Genomic DNA, 22,525 nt, shown 5'->3' with positions numbered 1-22,525 from the left:
CATGTTCGGGTAACTTAAAGGAATCTAGTAGAAAAATCAGATATGAATATGATAAATTTAACTTCAATGCAAGTGGCAAGACTGTAATCGATGAAGGTTATACAAAGTATCTAAAGACTTATGGAAAAGAAAAACAGGAAAATGAATTACCAGATATAAAGACTGGAGATAAAATTAAGCTAACTTCTAAAAATCTATCTGAGAAATTCACCAAAGCTCCAAGTCATTATAATGAAGATACACTTTTAAAGGCTATGGAGAGTGCAGGAGTAGAATCCTTGGATAAAGATGTAGAAGTGGAGAGAAAAGGCTTAGGAACACCAGCTACAAGAGCAGGAATTATTGAAAATCTTATCCATAAGGATCTTATAAGAAGAGATAAGAAAAATCTACTTGTAACAGAAAAAGGCAATAGGCTTGTATCGATTGTAGAGGATAAGTTTAAATCAGCAGAAACAACTTCTGAATGGGAAATGAAACTTGCAAAGATTAGCTCTGGAGAAGTAGATAAAGAAGACTTTTTAAGAGAAATAGAAAATAATATAAGGGAGCTTGTAGATAGGTACAAGAATAATCTAAATGAATAAGGTGAAGATATTAGAGCTTTTCGGTGGCATAGGTGCTATTAGAAAGGCTTTTATTAATTTGAAGATACCTTATGAAGTTGTTGATTATGTAGAAATAGATAAGGCTTGTGTTAAATCATATAACGCTCTTTATGGAGGAGAATATAGAGCAAAATCAGTAGTAGGATATAAAGCTCCTAATGAAAAGATAGACTTAATTATGCATGGAAGTCCTTGCCAAGACTTTTCAAGAATTGGAAAAAAGCAGGGAGGAGTAAAAAACTCAGGCACTAGATCAAGCTTACTATTTGAAACAATTAGAATAATTAAAGAAATGAAAGAAAAACCTAAATGGATAATTTGGGAAAATGTAAAGGGAGTTCTTGATAGAAATATGAGGGACTCCTTTTTTATTTATCTAAAAGAGCTAGAGAGTCTAGGATATGAAAGCAAGTATAAAATCTTAAATGCAATGGACTTTGGCATACCTCAAAAAAGAGAAAGGATATTTGTTGTTTCATGTCTTGGAAAAAATAACTTTTCTATTAATAAATTGGAGAGGAAAGAAACTAGACCACTAAGTGAATTTTTAGAAAAGGATGTAAGTGCACTTTATACAATGACCCAACCTTATATGCTGAAATTTTTAAATAAAGGCATAGATAACAGTTTTAGAGGGCGATTAAAAGTGATTAAAGCTTTTTCTTATACTATTTCTACAAAACAGATGAGAGTTCCTAATTCTGGAATAATAGATATTGGAAATGGTAAATATAGGTATTTAACAGAAAGAGAATGTTTAAGACTCATGGGTTTTGATGATAGTGATATAGATAAATTAGAGGAAGTACATCCAAGAAGAAAAAATTGCACTTCAAGCAAACTATATAAGCAGGCAGGCAATTCTATTGTGGTTGATATTTTAATGGCTATTATAAAAGAAATTCATAGAATGGAGGTAGGAAATGCAAGTAAATGATTTTAAGAATATACAAGAAGCAATAAAGTATGAGGTTTTACAAGATGAAAAAGAATATTTAAAACTCTTAAAAGTTATAGGTAACAATCAAAAATATGATTTTTCTAGCCAACTAAGTATATACAACAAAGAACCTGAAGCTAGAGCTTGTGCGACTTTTGATATGTGGAAAAAATATTTTGGTCGAGTTGTTATGAGAGGGGAGAAGGGTATTCCAATTTTAGTTGGAAGTGATGTAAACAAAAAAGTTTCATATATTTTTGATATTAGTCAGACCACATCAATGGATAGGAATATTAATGAGGTTAGCTTATGGCAGTTTGACCACGAAAATCATAAGGAGGCTTTAAAAGAAATAATAAGAGATTCTTCATTTGAAGCTAGTGATTCACTCAATGAAAATATATTTTCTTTGAGCCGAATTTATGGAGATGAATACATTAATTTGGCACTTGCTGATTTGAGAATAGATATAGAGGATAGACTTAGTTTTGAAAAGTTTATGAGAGACTCAATATCCTATGCGGTAGCTAATAGGTTTAATACAGTCTATCCTATGGATATGGAAAATTTAAAAAATAATTTTTCTAGGATTAATACAATTTCTTTAGAGCAGATAGGTCTTGTAATATCTAGGGTTAGTGAAGATATTATAGATAGCACAATAGAAAAATCTAAGGAAGTAGATCGCGCTAGGCTGCTGACAGAAAGGGCTGGTGGCGACTATAATAGAGATATAGAAAATACAAATGAAGATAGAGGAGGTCAAAATGATTTATATAGACGAGATGATAGGTCAAGAAGTAGAGATGGACGAGTTTTCACAGATGGAAGCGACAGAGGAAATAGCAATGAAGATCGAAGAGAAAACCTTGGACATGATGGAGAAGGATCTGGAATTTATGGAGAAATTTCCGAATCCGACTTACGCAGTTCTAAGACTGTCTTACCTGGTAGGGAGCGAGGACATGGAGAATTGGAAGAAACTTCAGGAAATGTACGAGGAGAAAACACTTTTGAACCACCTGAAGGAAATTCAGACTCAGGCAGTGGACTATATCAAGAGAGAGAAAGTCAAGATGATGAAAGCACAAGGATTGACAGAGAAGATGATGAGAGAGAATCCAGAGGAATACCAAGGACAGATGAACAACTTGATGGCAACAGTGAAGAGAATGGCAATCAAGGAATACGTGGAAGCTTAGAAAATGAAATAAGCCAAGAAAAGGAAGCTGATGAAGCTTCTTTTTTTGATGGCAAAAACACTGAAAATAGAAAAGATTACTGGATTGTAGAATTTAATGAAAACCACGAATTAGTTCCCGATTATAGTGGGCAGATAGTAACCAAAGAATTAATAAATGTCCTAAGACAAAAAGATATCAATGTTAAAGACCATAATCAAACTCTTGGAGAAAATGAATTTGGAGAAATGACTGATGATTATATCGGATATTTCAAATTCTATTTTGACCATTATGTAGACGGCGAAGTTGTCGAGCATTATAGGCTTGACCTTGGTGATGGTGAAGAAGTAAATGAGCGTGAATTTTCATATTTAGAAGAACAAGTTGCACTAAGTGAGGAAAAATCTTTACAAGAAGAAGTTAAGGAAAAGATAGAGCCTAAATTTAAAATAGGTGATCAGGTTAGATATAAGGATAAGGACTTTACCATTACAGATTTTGATGAACTAAGTGGCGGACTTAAAACTGTCACTATCAGAGATAATATGGAATATATGGGAGGTATGATTAGGGGTTCGGAAGTAATTCCATATAGAAACGATTCATATCTTGAAGAAATCTTTGAAAATCTAAGTCAAACACCAGAAAAACTAGCAGTAAAAGTTGGTAAGGAATTTATTTTAGAAGATGAGAATACCTTTGATAGAATTAACTTAATTGAAACAGGAACTTATGTAGAAATTAATGGGGAAGAATATCCTTTATATAAGGGTGAAACATTTGAAGAAAGTAGGAAGATTGATGACCTTTTAGATAGTGGAAACTATGAGATATATAATTTATCTGAGCATGAAAAACAAATTGAAAGACAAGTAGAACAAGAAAGCTTTATTGATGACCACAATCCTGAAATTGATCAAATGATGGATAGATACAATGTCCCAAGAGAAGCAGCCGAAAACTTATTGAGAGGTAAAGAAGATTTAAAGAATCTAGGCTATGAACCTAATAAGGAAAGACTAAGTTTTGCTAGAAATTATGACTTGAAAAATCATATTTACTTAGAATACCTAACACCATCAGAAAGACTAGATAAAAATATCAAAGCTATTAAAATGCTAAAAAGACTTGAAAATGAAAATAGGAGTCCAAGAGAATATGAACAAGCCTATCTTGCTGATTATCTTGGTTGGGGTGGTCTTGCTGATGTCTTTGATGAAGAAAAGGGGGGTCAATGGCTTGAAGCAAGGAATATTTTAAAGGAAAATCTAACAAATGAAGAATATATGAATGCTAAAGAGTCTACCTTAACATCGTTTTATACACCTAGAGAGGTAATGGATGGAATATATAAGACTCTAACAGATATGGGTTTTAAGACTGGGAATATCCTTGAACCGTCTGCAGGAGTTGGTAACTTCATTGGTAATATGCCAAGTGAAATGCAAAGCTCTAAAGTCTATGGAGTAGAAAAAGATAGCCTAAGCGGAAGAATAGCAAGAGAGCTCTATCCTGAAGCAAATATTCAAATTAAAGGCTTTGAAGAAACAAACTTCTCAAACAATTTCTTTGATTTAGTAATTGGGAATGTTCCCTTTGGAGATTTTAAAGTTAACGATCGTAAATATAACAGAAATAAATTTCTGATCCACGATTATTTTTTTGCAAAGTCAATAGATAAGGTTAGGAATGGAGGAATTATTGCATTCATAACTTCATCTGGAACTATGGATAAAAAAGATGAATCTGTTAGAAAATATATTAATGCAAGATGTGAGTTTTTAGGAGCTATGAGGCTTCCTAATACAACATTTAAAGGACTTGCTGGTACAGAAGTTACTTCAGATATTATTTTATTAAAAAAGAGAGATTCAGTTATAGAAAGAGATGACGATTGGATACACCTAGCAACTGATAAAAATGGTTTGACATACAATAAATATTTTGTAGATAATCCTCAGATGGTATTAGGGAATATGAAAGAAGTATCTGGTAGATTTGGCAATACTATTACTTGTGATGAAAAAGAAGATGAAAAGTTAAAAGACTTAATGGATATTGCAAGTAAGGAAATATCTTCAAATTCAAAATATGAAGAGGTCGAACTATTGGAAGATGAAGAATTAAGTCTTCCAGCAACAGATGATGTTAAGAATTTTTCTTACACTATTATTGATGAAGAGGTCTACCTAAGAGAAAACTCAGTCTTAATCAAGCAGAATATATCAGATAAAAATAAAGAAAAGATAAAAGATTATCTTGATGTAATGAATGCTTTAAAAGATGTAATAGAAAAACAAAAGGACGATTTTTCTGATGAAGAAATAAAAGAGTCACAAGCAAAGTTAAATGAAGTATATGATAATTTTTCAAAGAAACATGGCTTTATTAACTCCTTATCAAACACTAGAGCCTTAAAGGAAGACTCAAACTTTCCTTTGGTATCATCAATAGAAATACTTGATGATGAGGATAATTTCAAAGCTAAGAGTGATATATTCTCAAAAAGAACAATAACAAAGGCAAAAGTAGTAGACCACGTAGATACTTCCCTTGAAGCTTTGGTTTTATCAGTTTCACAAAAAGGATATGTAGACTTTGAATATATGGAATCTATCACAAATAAAGATAGGGACACCTTGATTGGTGAGCTTGAGGGCGAGATATTTTTAGATATTAAGGATACAGACCTAATAAATAACAGAATGCCCTTTGAGAACTTTGACAATGACGATCCATTTCGTTTTTCATATGTATCGGCTGATGAATATTTAAGTGGTAATATCAGAGAAAAAATTGGCTACCTCAATTCATATATCGGCGAAATTGAAAATGTAATAGATTTAGCACCTTCTGAAAAGAAAGACACATTATTAAACGAGTTAGGCAAACTCAAATATCAAAGAGAAAAATTACAAGAAGTTATGCCTGAAGAACTCACTGCTTCTGACATAAATGTAAGGTTAGGAGCAACATGGATACCTCAAAAAGATATAGAAGACTTTACTTTTAATCTTTTAAAAACACCAGGTTATGATAGGTGGAATATAAATATTAGGTTCTCACCACATACAAGTGAATGGAATATTGAAGGTAAAAGTGTTGACTCAACTAATGACCTTGCTAACATGACTTATGGTACAAGTAGAGTAAATGCCTATAAGCTAATTGAAAATGCCCTTAATCTAAAAGATACAAAGGTATTTGACCAAGTAATAAATGATGATGGTTCTAAGACTTCTGTATTAAACAAAAAAGAAACTATGCTTGCAAGTCAAAAGCAAGAACTGATTAAAGAAGAATTTAAGAATTGGATATTTGAAGATCCTGATAGAAGATATAGGCTAGAAAAGATTTATAATGAAAAATTCAATTCAATTAGAAATAGAGAATTTGATGGTTCTAACTTAACTTTTGATGGAATGAATACTGAAATCAGACTACGAGAACATCAGAAAAACGCCATAGCAAGGACTCTTTATGGTGGAAATACACTACTTGCCCATGTAGTAGGAGCAGGAAAAACTTTTGAAATGGTAGCTTCTGCTATGGAATCTAAAAAGTTAGGACTTGCAAGTAAGTCATTATTTGTAGTTCCTAACCATCTAACTACTCAAATTGGTAGAGAGTTTATGCAGTTATATCCGTCAGCAAACATTATGGTGGCCGATAAAAAAGACTTTCAACCCAAAAATAGGAAAAGATTTATTGGTAGGATTGCAACGGGAGAATATGACGCAGTCATCATAGGACACTCTCAATTTGAAAAAATACCAATGTCTAAGGAATACCAGGTAAGGCATATACAAGACCAAATAGATGATATAGTTTCCTTTATTGATGAGAATAAAAGAAATAGAGGAGAAAATTTCACAGTAAAACAACTGGAAAAGACAAAGAAGAAACTCCTGGTAAGACTTGAAAAACTAAATGATGATTTTAAAAAGGATGATGTAATAACCTTTGAAGAACTAGGAGTAGATAAGTTATTTATAGACGAAGCTCATAATTACAAAAACTTATTCTTGCATACCAAGATGAGAAATGTTGCGGGTATCGGTCAGAGTGAAGCCTTTAAGTCTTCAGATATGTATATGAAATGTAGGTATATGGATGAAATGACAAATGGCAAGGGAGTTGTATTTGCTACTGGTACACCAATATCAAATTCAATGACAGAGCTTTACACCATGCAAAGATACCTTCAATATGACGATTTAAAGGCAAGAGGATTAGAACATTTTGACGCTTGGGCTTCTACTTTTGGAGAAACAGAAAACACCTTTGAATTATCTCCAGAAGGCACAGGATATAGGCAAAAGACAAGATTTTCAAAGTTTTATAACTTGCCAGAACTGATGAGCATGTTTAAAGAAGTAGCAGATATAAAGACCTCAGATATGTTAAATTTGCCAGTGCCAGAAGCAAATTTTGAAGTTATTAAAACAAAACCTACTGAGGAACAAAAAGAAATATTAGAAGCTATTTCAGAAAGAGCTGACGCAGTTAGAAATAACCAAGTCGAGCCAACAGAAGATAATATGCTAAAGATTACAAATGATGGTAAAAAACTTGCCCTTGACCAAAGGTTAATAAATCCACTACTTCCCGATGATCCTAATTCAAAGGTAAATGTATGCGTTAAAAACATCTTTTCGATCTGGGATAAGACAAAAGAAAATTCATCGACCCAATTAGTATTTTCAGATATGTCCACACCAAAAGGAGATGGAGAATTTAATATCTATGATGATATTAGAAATAAGCTAGTGAATATGGGAATACCTAAAGAAGAAATAGCCTTTATCCACGAAGCAGATACAGACAAACAAAAAGATGAATTGTTCTCCAAGGTAAGAAGAGGAGAAGTAAGAGTCTTGTTAGGATCTACTCAAAAAATGGGAGCAGGTACAAATGTACAAAACAAACTGATAGCCTTACACGATTTAGACGTTCCTTGGAGACCGTCTGATTTGGAGCAGTTCCAAGTGGGACAAGTAAAAAAACAAGGACTATCTCAATAAATACTAACGCAAGCACAAGTATAAAATAGGCTAAAGTGACTTATCAGCCTATTTATGATATAATATATCTTAACAATAAAACGGATAAGGGGTAATAATATGGCAATTTCTTATAAACCATTATGGCACTTATTGGTAGAAAGAGAAATGAACAAAGAAGACTTAAAGAGAGCTGCAAACATAACAAGTAACATAGTTTCAAGAATGAGCAAAAACTCTTATGTGAACTTAGAGTCACTAGAAAAGATTTGCTTGGCATTGGATTGCAGAATTGAAGATGTTATAGAAATTCATAGAAATGAGGTGGAATAAAATTGGGAAATCTATCACAAATCAGAAGAGCTGAAATGCTTGAATACCTAAATCATCTAAAAGAAATTCATACAGATGATGAGAGTAGGATTGCACTTGGAAAGATTGAAACAGCATTAACTGAGAAAAAATATGGATTAGTTTGGGAAGAACACGAAGAAGAAGTCGATAAAAAGCTCGTTCACAACATACCAGTGTTTAGAGAAATAGAAGATAAAAAAATAATTGGAGATAATACCTCTGATTTTAATTTTATTTTAGAGGGGGATAATCTACATTCCCTTAAATTATTAAAAAAGACTCACATGGGCAAAATTGATGTTATCTATATTGATCCACCTTATAATACAAAAAATAAAGAATTTATTTATAACGATACAAGAATTGGAGAAGATGACACATATAGGCATTCTAAATGGATCTCATTTATGAGTGAAAGACTTGTTATTGCAAAAGAGTTGTTATCTGATGAGGGAGTTATTTTTATTTCCATTGATGATAATGAGCAAGGACAACTCAAGCTATTGTGTGACCAAATTTTTGGAGAGAAAAATTTTATTGCTAATATAATTAGGAATACAAACTCATCAAAAAATCAGAGTCTTTATGTTTCTGTAAGTCATGAATACTGTTTAATATATTCTAAAGACTATGAAAAGCTTCAAGTTAGACACAAAGATAATAAATGGGAAACAGAAAAAAATAATATAGATGAATATGAGAAAAAAGTAAAACAATTACAAAAACTAGGCTTATCACATGATGAAATTACGGAAGAACTAAAAGAATTAACTAAATATCCAAGATTTATAGATTTTACAAATTATTGGTATTTTGATGATAGGGGACTATACAGAAAAGGAGATTTAGGGGGAGTAAAAAATGGAAATAAGACTCCCATTATAAATCCTTTAACAAATGAGGAAGATCCAGTTCCACCAGGAGGGTTCAGATATAATAGTGAGAAATTAAATGAGCTAATAGCAGAAAATAGAATTCATTTTCATACAGATGGAAGCTTACCTACAATAAAAAGATATTTATCAGAGAATAGAAATCAAAGACCAAAGTCTATAATGAGTGATGACCAAAGACCAGACTACACTTTATTAAAAAATATGGATATAGAATTTGATAACCCTAAACAAATGGCTTTTATGAAAAGAATATTAAGTATCTTTGATAATAATAGCTTATATCTTGATTTTTTTGCTGGCAGCGGAACAACGGGGCATGCAGTGATAGAATTAAATCATGAAGATGATGGAAAAAGAAAATTTATACTTTGCACTAATAATGAAAATGGGATAGCAGAAGATGTCTGTTACAAAAGAATTAAAAAAGTTATTAGGGGATATAAGTACACAAGTAGAAAAAAAGAAATAGAGGTAGAAGAACTTCCTAGTAATCTTAAATACTATAAAACAGAATTCATACCAAAACTTTCAGAAGATGAAGAAATTCTATCTTCTAAACTTCTTGATTATATCAAAGAAATGGTCGAGCTTGAAAATATGTGTGAGATTGATGGGAATAGTAGGAGAATCATTTTGTCTGATGAAGATTTAAATATAGCACTTTCTGAAATGGAAGGAAGTGGTGTTTTATATATTCCATCATTCATCTTACTAACCAATGAAATCAAGGATAGTATCGAAGAAAGGAAACTTGAAGTTGTTACTATCCCAGATTATTATTTCACAGAAGAATTAAGAGAGGTGAACGAATTATGATGTTAGATTTATTTGATTTTCAAACAGACGCCAAAAACTATCTTTTGGATAAAACAACAGATCCAAATGCAAAAAGAAAAATCATTGTAAAAAGTCCGACCGGGTCTGGCAAAACAATAATTCTACTTTCTTATATCTATGATTATCTTCTATGGCAGGACCCTAATAAGGTATTTATCTGGCTTACTCCAGGCAAGGGAGATTTAGAGGAACAGTCAAAGGAAAAAATGGACGACTTTATTCCTCATGCAAAATCTGCTAATATACATGATGCCTTACTTCAAGGTTTCAAGGGTGGTTATACCTATTTTATAAACTGGGAAATGATAACTAATAAAAAGAATAATGCACTTAAAGATGGTGAGAAGAAAAATCTTTTTGAAAGAATTGCAGAAGCACATAGGGAACAACTTTCTTTTATCACAATTATTGACGAGGAGCATTTGAATAACACATCAAAAGCAGATGATATTTTGTATGCCCTTGATTCTGATAGAGAAATACGAGTATCGGCAACAACTGTTAAAAATCCGATGGCAGAATTTTATGAAATACCAGAAGAAGAGGTAATAAATTCTGGTCTTATAACAAAGGCACTTTATATTAATCCTGGTATTGAAGCAGACGAGATGGACGACCTTGAAAGTGAAACTATTTATCTAATACAAAAGGCAGATGAAAAGAGAAAAGAAATCAAAGCTGAGTATGAGAAAATAGGAGAAAAAATCAATCCTCTAGTTATTATCCAATTTCCAGATACGAGTGAGTCCTTAGTTACTTTTGTAGAAGAACATTTAACAAATATGGGTTACACCTATAAAAATAAAATGCTTGCTAAATGGTTAAGTGAGGAAAAAATAAATACACTTGATGTTACAGATGAAGACTCCAAATCAAACTTCTTGATTATGAAACAAGCTATATCAACTGGTTGGGATTGTCCGAGAGCAAAGATACTTGTTAAACTTCGTGAAAATATGACAGAAACCTTTGAAACGCAAACAATAGGACGCATAAGGAGAATGCCAAGAGCAAGGCACTATGACAATGACTTATTAGATTTTTGCTTCCTCTATACATTCGATGAAAAGTACAAAGAATCTGTTATACAAGGTGGAAACGCCTATGAAGTTAAGAGGTTATTTTTAAAAGACAAGTGCAAAGATTTTGAACTTGTAAAAGAATATAGAAATAAAGACTATCAGTTTGTAGATGAAGTATTAGTTCGAGATAGAGCTTATGACTATTTTAAAGAAAAATATAAACTAACCAACATTAAAAAGGATAATGAAAAGTTATTAGAGTCTTATGGCTTTATAATGGGAACAAAAGTTATATCTACCTTTAGGACTGGTAAGTTTATAAAACTCAAAGATATTGTTGATGAAAAGCAAGGTGAAAATAGAGAGATAGCCTATGAAGTATCAACTCACGATCATGGAATTGATTGTTTGCACGCAGTTGATATGATAAAAAAAGTTACTGGTGTACCATCTAACAAAATGAGGGCAATTCTTCAACATCTTTTCCATAAAAATATACCATCAAGCAAGAAGTTGTTAAATCTTTCTAATCGTGAGTGGTACGCTTTTATGATTAATAATGCTTATAAACTTAGAGATGACTTTTTAGATTTAGCTGCAATTTCTAATGCAAGACAAATGCAAATCTTGGATAAGAAAACTGAAAAATGGAAAATGCCTTTAGAAGATTTCTATAAGTATCTTCCGTATGAAACAGAAGTAGTCGAGTATGAGAAAAATGCTTATAAAGAATACAACACATCTATGACAACATCTCAATTTAGATCAACTTCAGAACAACTCTTAGAAAACTATCTTGAAAGTAGAGATGATGTAGATTGGTACTATAAAAATGGAGATACAGGGCAACAATATCTATCAGTTATTTACGGTAATAATCTAAGCAAAGAATATCTTTTTTATCCAGACTATATAATCAAAAAGAAAAATGGAGAAGTATGGATAATTGAAACTAAGGGTGGAGAAAGAAAAGGTGTAAGTAAAAATATTGATAAGCAGATCGAAAATAAATTCTATGCTTTTAAGGATTATGCTGATAGGCGTAAAATAAATTGGGGGTTTGTTAGAGATAAAGATACAAGACTTTATATTAATAACACAGACTACACAGAAGAAATGAATAATGAAAATTGGAAAAGACTAGAAGACTTATTCTAAGGAGATAAAATATTGATAGAAAGTAGACCTAAGTTTGATAAAATCACTTCGTTTGATGAGTTTAATAAATACTATTGGTATCGTGAAGAACTTTCACAGATATGCAAGTTATTAGGATTAGAATATAGAGGTACAAAACAAGAACTCACTTATATTATTGAGCAGTACTTTAAGGGTGATATGATTAAAAAGTCATCAATAAAAAACATAAAGAAACAAGTTGATTATATTACTTTAGATATGCCTTTACTTGAGTGTGGATTTTCCTTTAATTCAAAATTCAGAGAATATTTTTCTGTTGTAACAGGTGTTTTGCCTTTCAAATTTACTGCAGATATGGCAACGGCTTGGAGAAAAGTGAAAAGACAAAATGATTTGAGTTTTACAATTCAAGATATGCTCAAAGTTTATTATGGAAAATCAGATTATGCTAAGTATGATAATTCGGTTTGTCAATGGAATCAATTTTTAAAGGATTTTTGTGCAGACGAAAATAGTTGTAACTACTCTAATAAAATACAAGTAGCTGCAATTCTTTGGAAAGAAGTCAGAGATTCAAAAAACAAAAAAGTTTATTCACGAGAACTTATAAAAAAATATGAGGATAAAATAGAAGACTATCACAAGTAAACAGAAACTATTTTTTTGAATGAAAAAAATTAATACAGATAGATGTTAGGCGATAGAAATTAAAAAACTCTATCGTCTTTTTTTATATTCAAAATTAGGAAATTAAGGGGGTTGAAAAAACTTTTTGTTGGTGGTATTATTAAATTGGCAAGCACACATAAGTACACTTCTGGAACAGGAGGTGCATTATAAATATTATTATAAATACCGATTCTAGTAAGCCAATTTATGAGCAAATCGAAAATCAGATAAAAAAACAAATTATGAATGAAGATTTGAAAACTGGAGATTCTATACCATCTATGAGAGTATTAGCTAGAAATCTTAAGGTAGCTGTAATTACAGTTCAAAAGGCTTATGAAAATTTACAAAAAGATGGATTTATTGAAACTATTCATGGCAAAGGCAGTTTTATATCAGCAAGAAATATTGAATTACAAAAAATAGAAACATATAAAGAAGTGGAAGATTTAGCAAAGAAAATTGTCAAGAAAATACAATCAAGTTCAATTTCAATAGAGGATTTGATAGATTTAATAAAAAAGATATATGAGGAGGGGCAATGATGGATTCATATGAAAATGAATTAGCATTAAAGGTATCTGGATTAAATAAAAAGAGTAAAACAAATGATTTTTCTTTGAAAAATATAAATATTGAAGTACCTTATGGATCTATTGTAGGAAATATAGGAAGAAATGGAGCAGGAAAAAGTACTACTATTTCTTGTATACTTGGAATGTTTCAAAAAGATGAGGGAAAAGTAGAGATATTTGGTACTGAATATTGTAATCAAATAGATATTAAAAAACACATAGGTGTTGTTTTAGATGACCCTAACTATTCATTATTATTAACACCTAATGAGATAAATGAGGTAATGAAATTTAATTATAGTAATTGGGAAGAAGATAGTTTTAAAAATTATTTGAATAGATTTAATTTACCAATAGACAAGAAGACTAAACAATTTTCATTTGGAATGAAGAAAAAGTTATCGTTGGCTATAGCATTGTCTCACGAAACAAAACTTCTCATATTAGATGAAATTACTTCAGGGTTAGATCCAGTAAGTAGAGATGAAATTTTATGTATATTGTTAGAATTCATAGAAAATCCAGAACACTCGGTATATATATCATCACACATTACAACAGATTTGGAAAAAATAGCTGACTATATAGTTTTCATGGATGATGGTAGGGTTGTGTTAAGTGAAGAAAAGGACGAATTATTATATAACTATGGGATACTTCGATGTACTGATACAGAACTAGAAAAAGTGGAAAAAACGGACATAATCTCATACAGGAAGGAACTTGGAAGGGTAGATATTTTAGTAAAAGATATATCGAAGATAAAGAATAAGTATAAAGAATTTGTTTTGAATAAACCAAATTTTGATGAAATGTTATTAATATTAACAGGGAAGGAGGACTAATATATGAAAGGTTTATTGTTAGAAATATATTATAAAAACATTAAAAACATTTTTATAATGAATGCATTTTTAATTTTAGCATGGATTCTAATAAATTTATTTGCTGACATACAAATGGTTGTTTTTGCGTATTTTGCAGTAGTAATCTTCGCTAACAGTTTGTTGATCCTTTTATCTCAAAGAAAAGATTATGATTTAAAATTATATAAATATGAATTCATGCTACCAATAAAAAGTAAAAATATAATACTATCAAAATATATAAGTCAAGTAGTTATTATTCTCTTTTCTATATTGATGTTGATTATTTTGAATTATATATCAATTTATCTAGGTAAGCATTATTTTGATTATGGATCTTCAGACTTAATAACTTTGTTAAATGTTCTATTAGGTCTTATTTTGCAATTAATATCAATCTTCTACTTAGCCATGTACTTTATTGATTTAGAGAAAGGTGATTTGTGGATGGTTTTAGGCTTGATTGGGTCTATAATGCTAGTATCAATAGAAATATTTACATTAAATAGGCTTGGATTTTCTAAGTCAGGTGGAAATGTTGCACTTTGTGTAATATATTCGGTAATATTTTTATTGTCTTTTGCATTGAACTCAAAAAAAATGGAGAATCTAAAATTAGATATTTAGGATGAATGATGATATATCTGTATTAGATATAGAATTAACAAGTATAATAAGTGATTATATTAAGATTCAGAGTTTCTGAAACTAAAATATGGTCTTGTGGTAAGGATATAAAAACTTATTAAATTAGAAAAATGTTAAAACATTAAATGATGAATATCCTAGGCGATAGAAAATAAAAACTCTATCGTCTTTTTTTATTACAAGAAAGGAGTTATGTATGAAAAAATTAGATCAAATAAGACAAGAGTCAAAAGAAATAAAAGATAAAATAGACGATACAGAACAGAGATTAAGGCAACTAAAAAATCAAGAAAAGAAGATATTAAAACAAGACATATTGAAAAAAAGAAAAGAAAGAACACATAGGCTTATAACAAGAGGAGCAATCTTAGAAAGCCTTATAGAAAATGCAGAAGAACTAACAGATAAAGAAATAAAAATCCTACTAGAAGAAGCAACAAAGACAAAAGAATTTAAAGAAACACTAAAAATAATCAGAGAAAATTAAGAAAAAATAAAGGGGTTTGTAAATAATCAAATCTCCCTTAGATTTCTAAGGGCGCAATTATACACCCTAAAGGGTGCTTGCGTCCTGCGGAGCCAAACCCTTGCAGGGAGCAATAACCATTCGCTTTTTAAAAGTCAAGGGTAAATAAACTCGCTAAGGCTCGCCCTTGACTTTTAAAATTTGAAATGAAAGTAACAATTAAGCCGACATACTGAAACAACAAAAAATAATTCAGTAGTCGGCTTTTTACATTCTATCATTTCAAAACGCTCATTCACAAAGAGGATATAAAAAATCTATTAAGCCTCCACCTAAAACAACAAAAAAGAAAGGAAGTGATAAAAATGGCAGACAGTTTTCATTTTTCAGTAAACATAATATCAAGAGGAAAAGGCAAAAGTGCAGTAGCAAGTGCAGCATATATAAGTGGAGAAAAAATAAAAAATGAATGGGACGGAGTAACCCATGACTATACAAGAAAAGAAAAAGTATTAGTAAAAAATATAATATTGCCTGATCATATACCAAAAGAATTTAATGATAGGTCTACCTTATGGAATAAAGTAGAAATGGCAGAAAAAAATTCTAATGCACAACTAGCAAGACAATTCATAATAGGACTACCAAAAGAATTAACTTTAAGTAAAAATAAAAGCCTGGTCGAAAGATTTATAAAAGAAAATCTAACATCACAAGGAATGATAGTAGATTATGCAATTCATGATGAGAGTCAAGATAAAAATGGAAATATCCATTGTCATATAATGACCATAATGCGACCCATAAACGAAAAAGGAGAGTTCTTAGCTAAGTCAAAAAAAGAATATATCCTAGATGAAAAAGGAGAAAAAGTATTAAACAAAAATGGAAAACCTAAGACAAGAAAAGTAGAACTAACAACCTGGAACGATAAAGGCAATGTAGAAAAATGGAGAGAAAATTTTTCAGACCTTTGCAATGAATATCTAGCAAAAAACAAAATAGAAAAAAGAGTAGACCATAGGAGTTTTAAAAGACAAGGTATAAAACAAATACCTACAATACATTTAGGAGCAAGTGCTAGTGCAATGGAAAGAAAAGGAATAAGAACAGAAAAAGGAGATATAAATCGTGAAATAAAAAAACAAAATGAACTATTAAAAAACATAGGCAATGAAATAAAGAAAATAACATCTTGGTTAGCAGGCTTCAAAGAGAAGCTAAAAGAATCATACAAGGAATATAAAGACCAAAGTAAAAAGCAAATAGAAAATGAATCAGGACTCTTTAACCTCTATGAATATTTAAGCTTCTATCAAGAAATGCAAGAAAATAATAGAGCTGAATTATCATTTTATGGCAAAAGAAACAAGGCAATCTATGATCTAAAAAGATATGCGAGTGGAATAAATTATCTAAGAGAAAACAAAATAAAAACCATATCAGACCTACAAGGACATATAAACACCCTAAGAAGTAAAAACTCTGAAATATATAAGAACATAAAAGAAAACAGTCAAAAGATAGAAGACCTTAATAAATGTTTAGCCTATTCAAAGACTGTAAGAAAAACAAAAGCAACCTATCAAGAGTATGAAAGCAAGAAAATATTCAAAGAAAGCTTCTACAAGAATAATCAAAAGGAAATAGATCAACATATAAGGGCAAGAAACTTAATTGAAAAAATCAGTGGAAAGAAAAATTTAAGAGAAAAAGAATGGTTAGGAGAAATTAAAAACTTAGAAGATGAAATCAGTAAATTAAATACAGAGTCAGAAAAGATAAGGGAAAGGTACAAGGAAATAAATCATATTAAATATGCAGTAGAAGTAGTCAATAAAGAATATGGTATCGACCTATCAATAGAAATTGACAAGGCGATTAAGAGAGGAGAAAAAGAAAGTATCATAGAAAAGATAAAAGAGTATAAGAAAGATAGTGATAAGTTTAATAAAAAAAGACAAATGACTAAAGACTACTACAAAAATCAAGAAAGATAAGACCTGGTAAAAATATCTTATCCAAGCTATAATATGACCAAGAAAATAAAGGCAGATCTAGGAGGTAATAGAGATGAATAAAAGGCAAGAGCTAATAGATGAACTCATAAAAGCAGATCAAGATGGAACATACAAAACATATAAAAGCACAGAAGAAATAAAAGCGATGAACAATGAGGAAGTGCAGATTATATATTCCAACATGAAAAACTATCTATCAGATAAAAGAACACACACAAACTACTAAAGGTGGAAAAGCAAAATAAGAGCAGAAAAATAATAAAAGGTACAAATACCTAAGAAATATATAAAAACATCAAAATAAAGCATTCCACCACCAAGAACAATAAAATAAAAACAAGCAAAGGGAAGTATAGAAAAATTAAAGTATATACTTCCCTTTTTTTAATTCAAACAAAGGAGATAAAGCATGATAAACGAAGAAATAAGCAAAGAAGCAGGTCAAGCAGCACAAACCATAATAACATACACAATAAAAGCAGCAAAAGAATCAATCAACCTTGAAAAAGAAATAAGAAAAAAGATGAATAATACTTTAGAAAAAGCAAACGGAAACCTAAAAAGCCTTATGGGAGATGAAATGAAACTAAAAGACCTCTACAAAAAAGGGCAACTAGAAAATATAAGCATAGATCAAAGCGACCTCAAAGACTTAAAAAAAGAACTAAACAAACTTGGAGTAAGTTTCTCAGTAATGAAAAACAAAGAAACCCAAAACTATGAGATATTCTTCCAAGCCAAAGACATAAAAGTAATGGAATATGCCTTTAAACAAGTCATAGCCAAGGAAAATAAAAAAGAAAAAGAAAGTATTCTAAAGCAAATAAAGAAATACAAAGACCTATCCAAGAACAAGGATAAGACAAAAGAGAAAGTAAAAAGAAAAGTAAAAGAAAAAGTAAAACCAAGTAAAAAAGATATGACCAGAGAAATCTAAGGGAGTAACGAAAAGTTACACCCTTAAATAACCATAATAACAAGACTTCCGAAAATCGGAAATCAAGAATTTCGATTATCGAAAATCAAGAAAGGAGCAGATATGTCAACAAACAAAAGATATTATTGGATAAAGTTAAAAGAAGAATTCTTCACAGACAAAAGGATAAAAAGATTAAGGAGAATATCTGGAGGAGATACCTATACGATAATCTACCTCAAACTTCTACTACTGAGCCTAAAAGATGAGGGCAAACTCTATTATGACGGAGTAGAAAGTGATTTTATAAAAGAGTTAGCACTAACCATAGATGAAACAGACGATGATGTAATGGTTACAGTTAATTATTTAATCAATCAAGGCTTATTAGAAGTTGTAACAGAAAATGATGAATACTACCTAACTGAAATACCAAACTTAATCGGATCAGAAACGGCTTCTACAAGGCGTTCAAGAAAGTCTAGAGAATTAAAAATGTTGCAATGCAACACCAATGCAACACATAAGCAACAAAATTGCAACGGAGAGATAGAGATAGAGAAAGATATAGAGATAGATAAAGAGAGAGAGGGAGAGATAGAAAAAGATAAAAAGTCCACCCCCATCTTTTATGGAGAATACAAAAATGTAAGGTTAAGCCAAGAAGAATATAAAAACCTAAAAGACAAGCTGCAAGGACATACCGAAACAATGATTGAAAAGCTATCAAGATACATGGAAAGCAGTGGTAAGACCTATCAAAACCACTATGTGACAATCTTAAAGTGGTATGAAGAAGATAAAGAAAAACTAACACATAAAGGTTTAAATAAAAAAATGAACTATGATGTAGGAGAATCTTTATAGATAAAAAGAGGTGGAAAGGTATTATTAAAGACTTTAAGTCTAAAAAGGTATCAAAGTATGCCAGAGATAATAAAAATGTAAATATGACACTTAAAAGGCGATTAGAAAATTAAAAATCTAATCGCCTTTTTTTATTGCAACAAAAGGGAGAAATTTTATGGAATTAAAAAAGAAAAAACGAAGTGGAAAAATCAACTATGAAATAAAGCGTGTATATGTAGGTAAAAAGCCGATTGAAGAAGTATTTGAAGATATTATCGAGCATGTAGTCGAAAGAAACTTAGAAAAAGACAGAGAAAATAAACAAACGCAAGCGTAAGTATTGATTGACTAAACGGGAGTATTTTAGTATAATTAAATTATTGAGATAGTCCTGTTTAGGGAAAGGAGATTGAAATTGAGCAGGACTAAAAAATATGTAGCAGGACTTTATTGTAGACTATCAAAAGATGATGGAAACTCAGTTGAGAGTATGAGTATATGGTCACAAAAAGTAATGTTAAAACAATTTGCAGAAAGTAACAGTATCGCTATTTATGATTATTATGTAGATGATGGTTATTCGGGGACAAACTTTGAAAGACCATCATTTAAGAAGATGATTACTGATATTGAAAACGGAAAAATAAATTGTGTTATAACAAAAGACTTATCAAGGTTAGGAAGAAACTATCTTCAAAGTGGAGCGTATATCGAAATGTACTTTCCACAAAAGAACATAAGATATATCGCAGTAACTGATGGTATAGACACATTAAATAGCAATCAAAATGATATTATGCCATTTAAAAACATTCTCAATGAAATGTACGCAAAGGATACTTCCAAAAAAGTTAAGAGTGCAATTCAAAGCAGAATGAGAGAGGGAACATATATAGGCTCTAAAGCTCCATTTGGTTACCTAAAAGACCCTAATAATAAACGCAGATTAATCATAGATGAGAAAACTAAACCTATAATAGAACTCATTTATAAATTGTGTTTAGAGGGTAAGGGTACTCAACTTATTAGCCAGGAGTTGATGAAGAGAAAAATTCCAAGACCAAGTGCTTTTGTTGAAAACGCTGAAAAACTCTATGGACTAACTGAAGAAAATAAATATCAATGGTCACATAGAATGGTGTTAAATGTTTTACGAGATCCAGTTTATTGTGGAAATATGGCAAGAAATAAAAGACCTACCTTATCATTTAAGAACTCAAAAAGAATGTATATTCCTAAAAGCGACTATATTTATGCTAGAAATACCCACGAGGGAATAGTCAGCGAGGAAATATGGGAACAAGTTCAAACAATGGTTGATAAGAGGAAGTGCAACAATAAAAAGGGACTTTATTATGACAACATTTTTCAAGGACTTGTAAGATGTCCTAAATGTGGTTATGCATTGACACCAAAAACTGATTATAGGCTTAAAAAGAAAGAACTCATAGACTTTGTTCACTTTTCTTGCTCCACATATAAAAAATATGGAGTAAGTGCTTGTTCATCACACAGAATTGAAGCTAGGGATCTATATAATATTGTTCTTGAAGATATACAATATCATGGAAGTATGGCACTATCTGATAAAGAAGACTTTGTAGAAAAGATAATAGAAAAGATTGAAGTAGAAAAAATTGACGAGGGAAAAGAACTATCTAACAAGCTGGAGCTTAAAAAGAACCAATTAGCAGAATTAGACAGAAGCTATGAACAGTTATATGAAGATAGGTTAGAGGGAAATATAACCGAAAGAAACTTCAATCTAATGAATGTGAGCATATCTAAAAAACAAGACAAGTTAATCGAGGAAATCAAAGTCTTAGAGGGCGATATAGAAGTGTCTTTTGAAACTGAAGATAACTACAAGAAATTCATGAACAATATTAGCAAGTACGCTAAGATAAAATCGCTAAACAGATATATCCTAAATCAAATAATAGATAAGATATATGTCTATGACAAGGAAGAAATAGACGGTCAAATTAGCCAAAAGGTTGAAATTCACTACAAGTTTATAGGTAAATTAAATTGACCACTTCGGACTACTCACCAGACCTAGAGCAAAGAAGTGGTAGAATTGTTCGTCAAGGTAATGAAAATGATAAGGTAAATATCTTTAGATATGTAACAGAAAATACCTTTGATGCCTATTTGTGGCAGACAATAGAGAATAAACAGAAATTCATTTCTCAAATTATGACAAGCAAGACACCTGTGCGTGTTGCAGAAGATGTTGATGAAGCAAGTCTATCTTATTCAGAAATTAAGGCTTTAGCTACTGGTAATCCTCTAATTAAAGAAAAAATGGATTTAGATAACGAAGTTACAAAACTAAAAATGCTGGAAGCAAACTACAAGTCTAATAAATATAAGCTTGAAGATAAGGTAAATAAAATTTATCCTCAAAGTATTTTAAAAACTGAAATGGAAATACAAGCAGTTAAAGAAGATATTGCAAATGTTGAGAAATTAGGAGAAGGAGATAGCAAATTCACTTCAATCAGTCTTGGGACAAATAAAATTTTAGATAAGAAAGAAGCTGGAGAGAAGCTATTAGAAGAAATAAAAAAGGTAAAGATAAATGATAGCAAGGTCATTGGTAAATATAGAAATTTAGACTTACAAGTTTCATTTAACTTTATGACTAATACTCACACCTTTAAACTCCTAGGAAAAGCAGAATACTTCGGAGAGTTATCAAACTCTACTGACGGTAATATAACAAGACTTGATAATGCCATTGAAAAAATGCCTTCAAGGCTTGAAAGATTAAATCAAAATCTTGAAAACTATAAAGAATCTTTAGAAAATGCTAAAGTAGAATTGACCAAACCATTTGAAAAAGCAGATGAGTTAAGGGATAAGACTCTAAGACTAGCTGAGATTAATAAACTTTTAGATATGGGAGAAGTAGAAGAATTAGAAAACCAATCACCATTATTAGAAGATTTAAAGAGAGCGATAGTAGATTATTCTAACTATGAGTTTTCAGAATCTAATAGTTATGAAGACTTTGACAAACTATACCCTCATTTAAGCCATATAGGACTTGCCTATACAGAAACACCTGACGGTAAGCACTCGATTCAATATGAGGTAAATTTGGAAGAAAAAACATGGACTCAGTATGTAGATAATGTAGCTATTAGAACAGAATCTTTTGTAGAGGAAGATATATCTAACTCACAAGCTATTAAAGATATGACCGAAGCCATAAAGATGTCAAGTTTTGATGATCTGGTAGCAGTAGATGAAGAAGATTTGAAACAAGCTCTAGGCTTAGAAATAGATGATGACGGAAACTTCTATGATCCACTTGCAAAAGATCTTGATAATGATGGAATACCAGATAGGTATGACAATGATTTTAAAGATAGTGATTACTTTGAATCAACTTATGATGTGGAAGATAATCTTCACGCAAGGGAAGAGAAACCATCAATATTAGGACAAATATCAAAATTCAAGTCAGAAGAAGAAAAAGATAAAAATCAAGAAAAAAGTGAAAAAGGACAAGAAAGATAGAGG

General features: G+C 30.7%; 16 protein-coding genes and 2 pseudogenes. All 18 read left to right on the top strand.

What is annotated here, in order from left to right:
• Positions 1 to 587, top strand: a 587-nt coding sequence (locus HKO22_RS08920; RefSeq protein WP_235932846.1) for a DNA topoisomerase, incomplete at its 5' end; no start/stop codon positions are given.
• Positions 580 to 1,545: a DNA cytosine methyltransferase gene (locus tag HKO22_RS08915; protein WP_169970126.1), complete on the top strand. Its 966-nt coding sequence runs from the start codon at positions 580 to 582 to the stop codon at positions 1,543 to 1,545. The genes HKO22_RS08920 and HKO22_RS08915, both read left to right, overlap by 8 nt.
• 1,786 nt (positions 1,546 to 3,331) lie before the next feature.
• Positions 3,332 to 7,744: pseudogene (locus HKO22_RS08910) on the top strand (Eco57I restriction-modification methylase domain-containing protein); the annotation flags it as partial.
• Positions 7,745 to 7,855: 111 nt separating this feature from the next.
• Positions 7,856 to 8,068 carry a helix-turn-helix domain-containing protein gene (locus tag HKO22_RS08905; RefSeq protein ID WP_008902116.1) on the top strand — a complete coding sequence of 71 codons (213 nt, stop codon included), beginning with the start codon at positions 7,856 to 7,858 and terminating at the stop codon, positions 8,066 to 8,068.
• A gap of 2 nt (positions 8,069 to 8,070) precedes the next feature.
• Positions 8,071 to 9,801 carry a site-specific DNA-methyltransferase gene (locus tag HKO22_RS08900; RefSeq protein WP_211660234.1) on the top strand — a complete coding sequence of 577 codons (1,731 nt, stop codon included), beginning with the start codon at positions 8,071 to 8,073 and terminating at the stop codon, positions 9,799 to 9,801.
• On the top strand, positions 9,798 to 12,002 hold the full coding sequence (locus HKO22_RS08895; RefSeq protein ID WP_169970121.1) for a DEAD/DEAH box helicase: 2,205 nt from the start codon (positions 9,798 to 9,800) through the stop codon (positions 12,000 to 12,002). The genes HKO22_RS08900 and HKO22_RS08895 overlap by 4 nt, the downstream gene beginning before the upstream one ends.
• A gap of 12 nt (positions 12,003 to 12,014) precedes the next feature.
• Complete coding sequence (locus HKO22_RS08890; protein ID WP_169970119.1) at positions 12,015 to 12,632, top strand: SAP domain-containing protein; 618 nt, start codon at positions 12,015 to 12,017, stop codon at positions 12,630 to 12,632.
• A gap of 185 nt (positions 12,633 to 12,817) precedes the next feature.
• Positions 12,818 to 13,198: a GntR family transcriptional regulator gene (locus HKO22_RS08885; protein WP_328700355.1), complete on the top strand. Its 381-nt coding sequence runs from the start codon at positions 12,818 to 12,820 to the stop codon at positions 13,196 to 13,198.
• Entirely contained in the window at positions 13,195 to 14,073 is an 879-nt protein-coding gene (locus HKO22_RS08880; RefSeq protein WP_169970117.1) for an ABC transporter ATP-binding protein, read from the top strand. Before HKO22_RS08885 ends, HKO22_RS08880 begins: the two co-directional genes overlap by 4 nt.
• 3 nt (positions 14,074 to 14,076) lie before the next feature.
• The gene (locus tag HKO22_RS08875; protein WP_169970115.1) at positions 14,077 to 14,721 is read left to right on the top strand and encodes an ABC-2 transporter permease; all 645 of its coding nucleotides are present in this window, start codon (positions 14,077 to 14,079) and stop codon (positions 14,719 to 14,721) included.
• A 217-nt stretch (positions 14,722 to 14,938) separates the two neighbouring features.
• The gene (locus tag HKO22_RS08870) at positions 14,939 to 15,229 is read left to right on the top strand and encodes a DUF3847 domain-containing protein (protein WP_169970113.1); all 291 of its coding nucleotides are present in this window, start codon (positions 14,939 to 14,941) and stop codon (positions 15,227 to 15,229) included.
• Positions 15,230 to 15,573: 344 nt separating this feature from the next.
• Complete coding sequence (gene mobQ, locus HKO22_RS08865) at positions 15,574 to 17,208, top strand: MobQ family relaxase (RefSeq protein ID WP_169970111.1); 1,635 nt, start codon at positions 15,574 to 15,576, stop codon at positions 17,206 to 17,208.
• Between the two features lie 73 nt (positions 17,209 to 17,281).
• Entirely contained in the window at positions 17,282 to 17,455 is a 174-nt protein-coding gene (locus HKO22_RS08860) for a hypothetical protein (protein WP_169970109.1), read from the top strand.
• Positions 17,456 to 17,638: 183 nt separating this feature from the next.
• The gene (locus HKO22_RS08855) at positions 17,639 to 18,166 is read left to right on the top strand and encodes a PcfB family protein (RefSeq protein WP_169970107.1); all 528 of its coding nucleotides are present in this window, start codon (positions 17,639 to 17,641) and stop codon (positions 18,164 to 18,166) included.
• 102 nt (positions 18,167 to 18,268) lie between these two features.
• Complete coding sequence (locus HKO22_RS08850; RefSeq protein WP_169970105.1) at positions 18,269 to 19,012, top strand: phage replisome organizer N-terminal domain-containing protein; 744 nt, start codon at positions 18,269 to 18,271, stop codon at positions 19,010 to 19,012.
• Between the two features lie 157 nt (positions 19,013 to 19,169).
• Positions 19,170 to 19,331 carry a hypothetical protein gene (locus tag HKO22_RS08845; RefSeq protein ID WP_019213949.1) on the top strand — a complete coding sequence of 54 codons (162 nt, stop codon included), beginning with the start codon at positions 19,170 to 19,172 and terminating at the stop codon, positions 19,329 to 19,331.
• A gap of 78 nt (positions 19,332 to 19,409) precedes the next feature.
• Entirely contained in the window at positions 19,410 to 21,029 is a 1,620-nt protein-coding gene (locus HKO22_RS08840) for a recombinase family protein (RefSeq protein WP_060457848.1), read from the top strand.
• A gap of 20 nt (positions 21,030 to 21,049) precedes the next feature.
• Positions 21,050 to 22,522 (top strand): annotated as a pseudogene (locus HKO22_RS08835) (DNA helicase); the annotation flags it as partial.
• Positions 22,523 to 22,525: the final 3 nt, after the last annotated feature.

Source organism: Peptoniphilus faecalis (genome assembly GCF_012976305.1).
Lineage (GTDB): Bacteria > Bacillota > Clostridia > Tissierellales > Peptoniphilaceae > Peptoniphilus_A > Peptoniphilus_A faecalis.
Note: the sequence above shows the minus strand (reverse complement) of the source record. Positions and strands in the feature narration are given on the sequence as shown.

Excerpts from the sequence above, each read along its gene's own strand:
- HKO22_RS08915 (WP_169970126.1), top strand. The coding sequence starts at position 580 with ATGAATAAGGTGAAGATATTAGAGCTTTTCGGTGGCATAGGTGCTATT.
- HKO22_RS08905 (WP_008902116.1), top strand. The coding sequence starts at position 7,856 with ATGGCAATTTCTTATAAACCATTATGGCACTTATTGGTAGAAAGAGAA.
- HKO22_RS08895 (WP_169970121.1), top strand. The coding sequence starts at position 9,798 with ATGATGTTAGATTTATTTGATTTTCAAACAGACGCCAAAAACTATCTT.
- HKO22_RS08880 (WP_169970117.1), top strand. The coding sequence starts at position 13,195 with ATGATGGATTCATATGAAAATGAATTAGCATTAAAGGTATCTGGATTA.
- HKO22_RS08875 (WP_169970115.1), top strand. The coding sequence starts at position 14,077 with ATGAAAGGTTTATTGTTAGAAATATATTATAAAAACATTAAAAACATT.
- HKO22_RS08870 (WP_169970113.1), top strand. The coding sequence starts at position 14,939 with ATGAAAAAATTAGATCAAATAAGACAAGAGTCAAAAGAAATAAAAGAT.
- mobQ (WP_169970111.1), top strand. The coding sequence starts at position 15,574 with ATGGCAGACAGTTTTCATTTTTCAGTAAACATAATATCAAGAGGAAAA.
- HKO22_RS08860 (WP_169970109.1), top strand. The coding sequence starts at position 17,282 with ATGAATAAAAGGCAAGAGCTAATAGATGAACTCATAAAAGCAGATCAA.
- HKO22_RS08855 (WP_169970107.1), top strand. The coding sequence starts at position 17,639 with ATGATAAACGAAGAAATAAGCAAAGAAGCAGGTCAAGCAGCACAAACC.
- HKO22_RS08850 (WP_169970105.1), top strand. The coding sequence starts at position 18,269 with ATGTCAACAAACAAAAGATATTATTGGATAAAGTTAAAAGAAGAATTC.
- HKO22_RS08845 (WP_019213949.1), top strand. The coding sequence starts at position 19,170 with ATGGAATTAAAAAAGAAAAAACGAAGTGGAAAAATCAACTATGAAATA.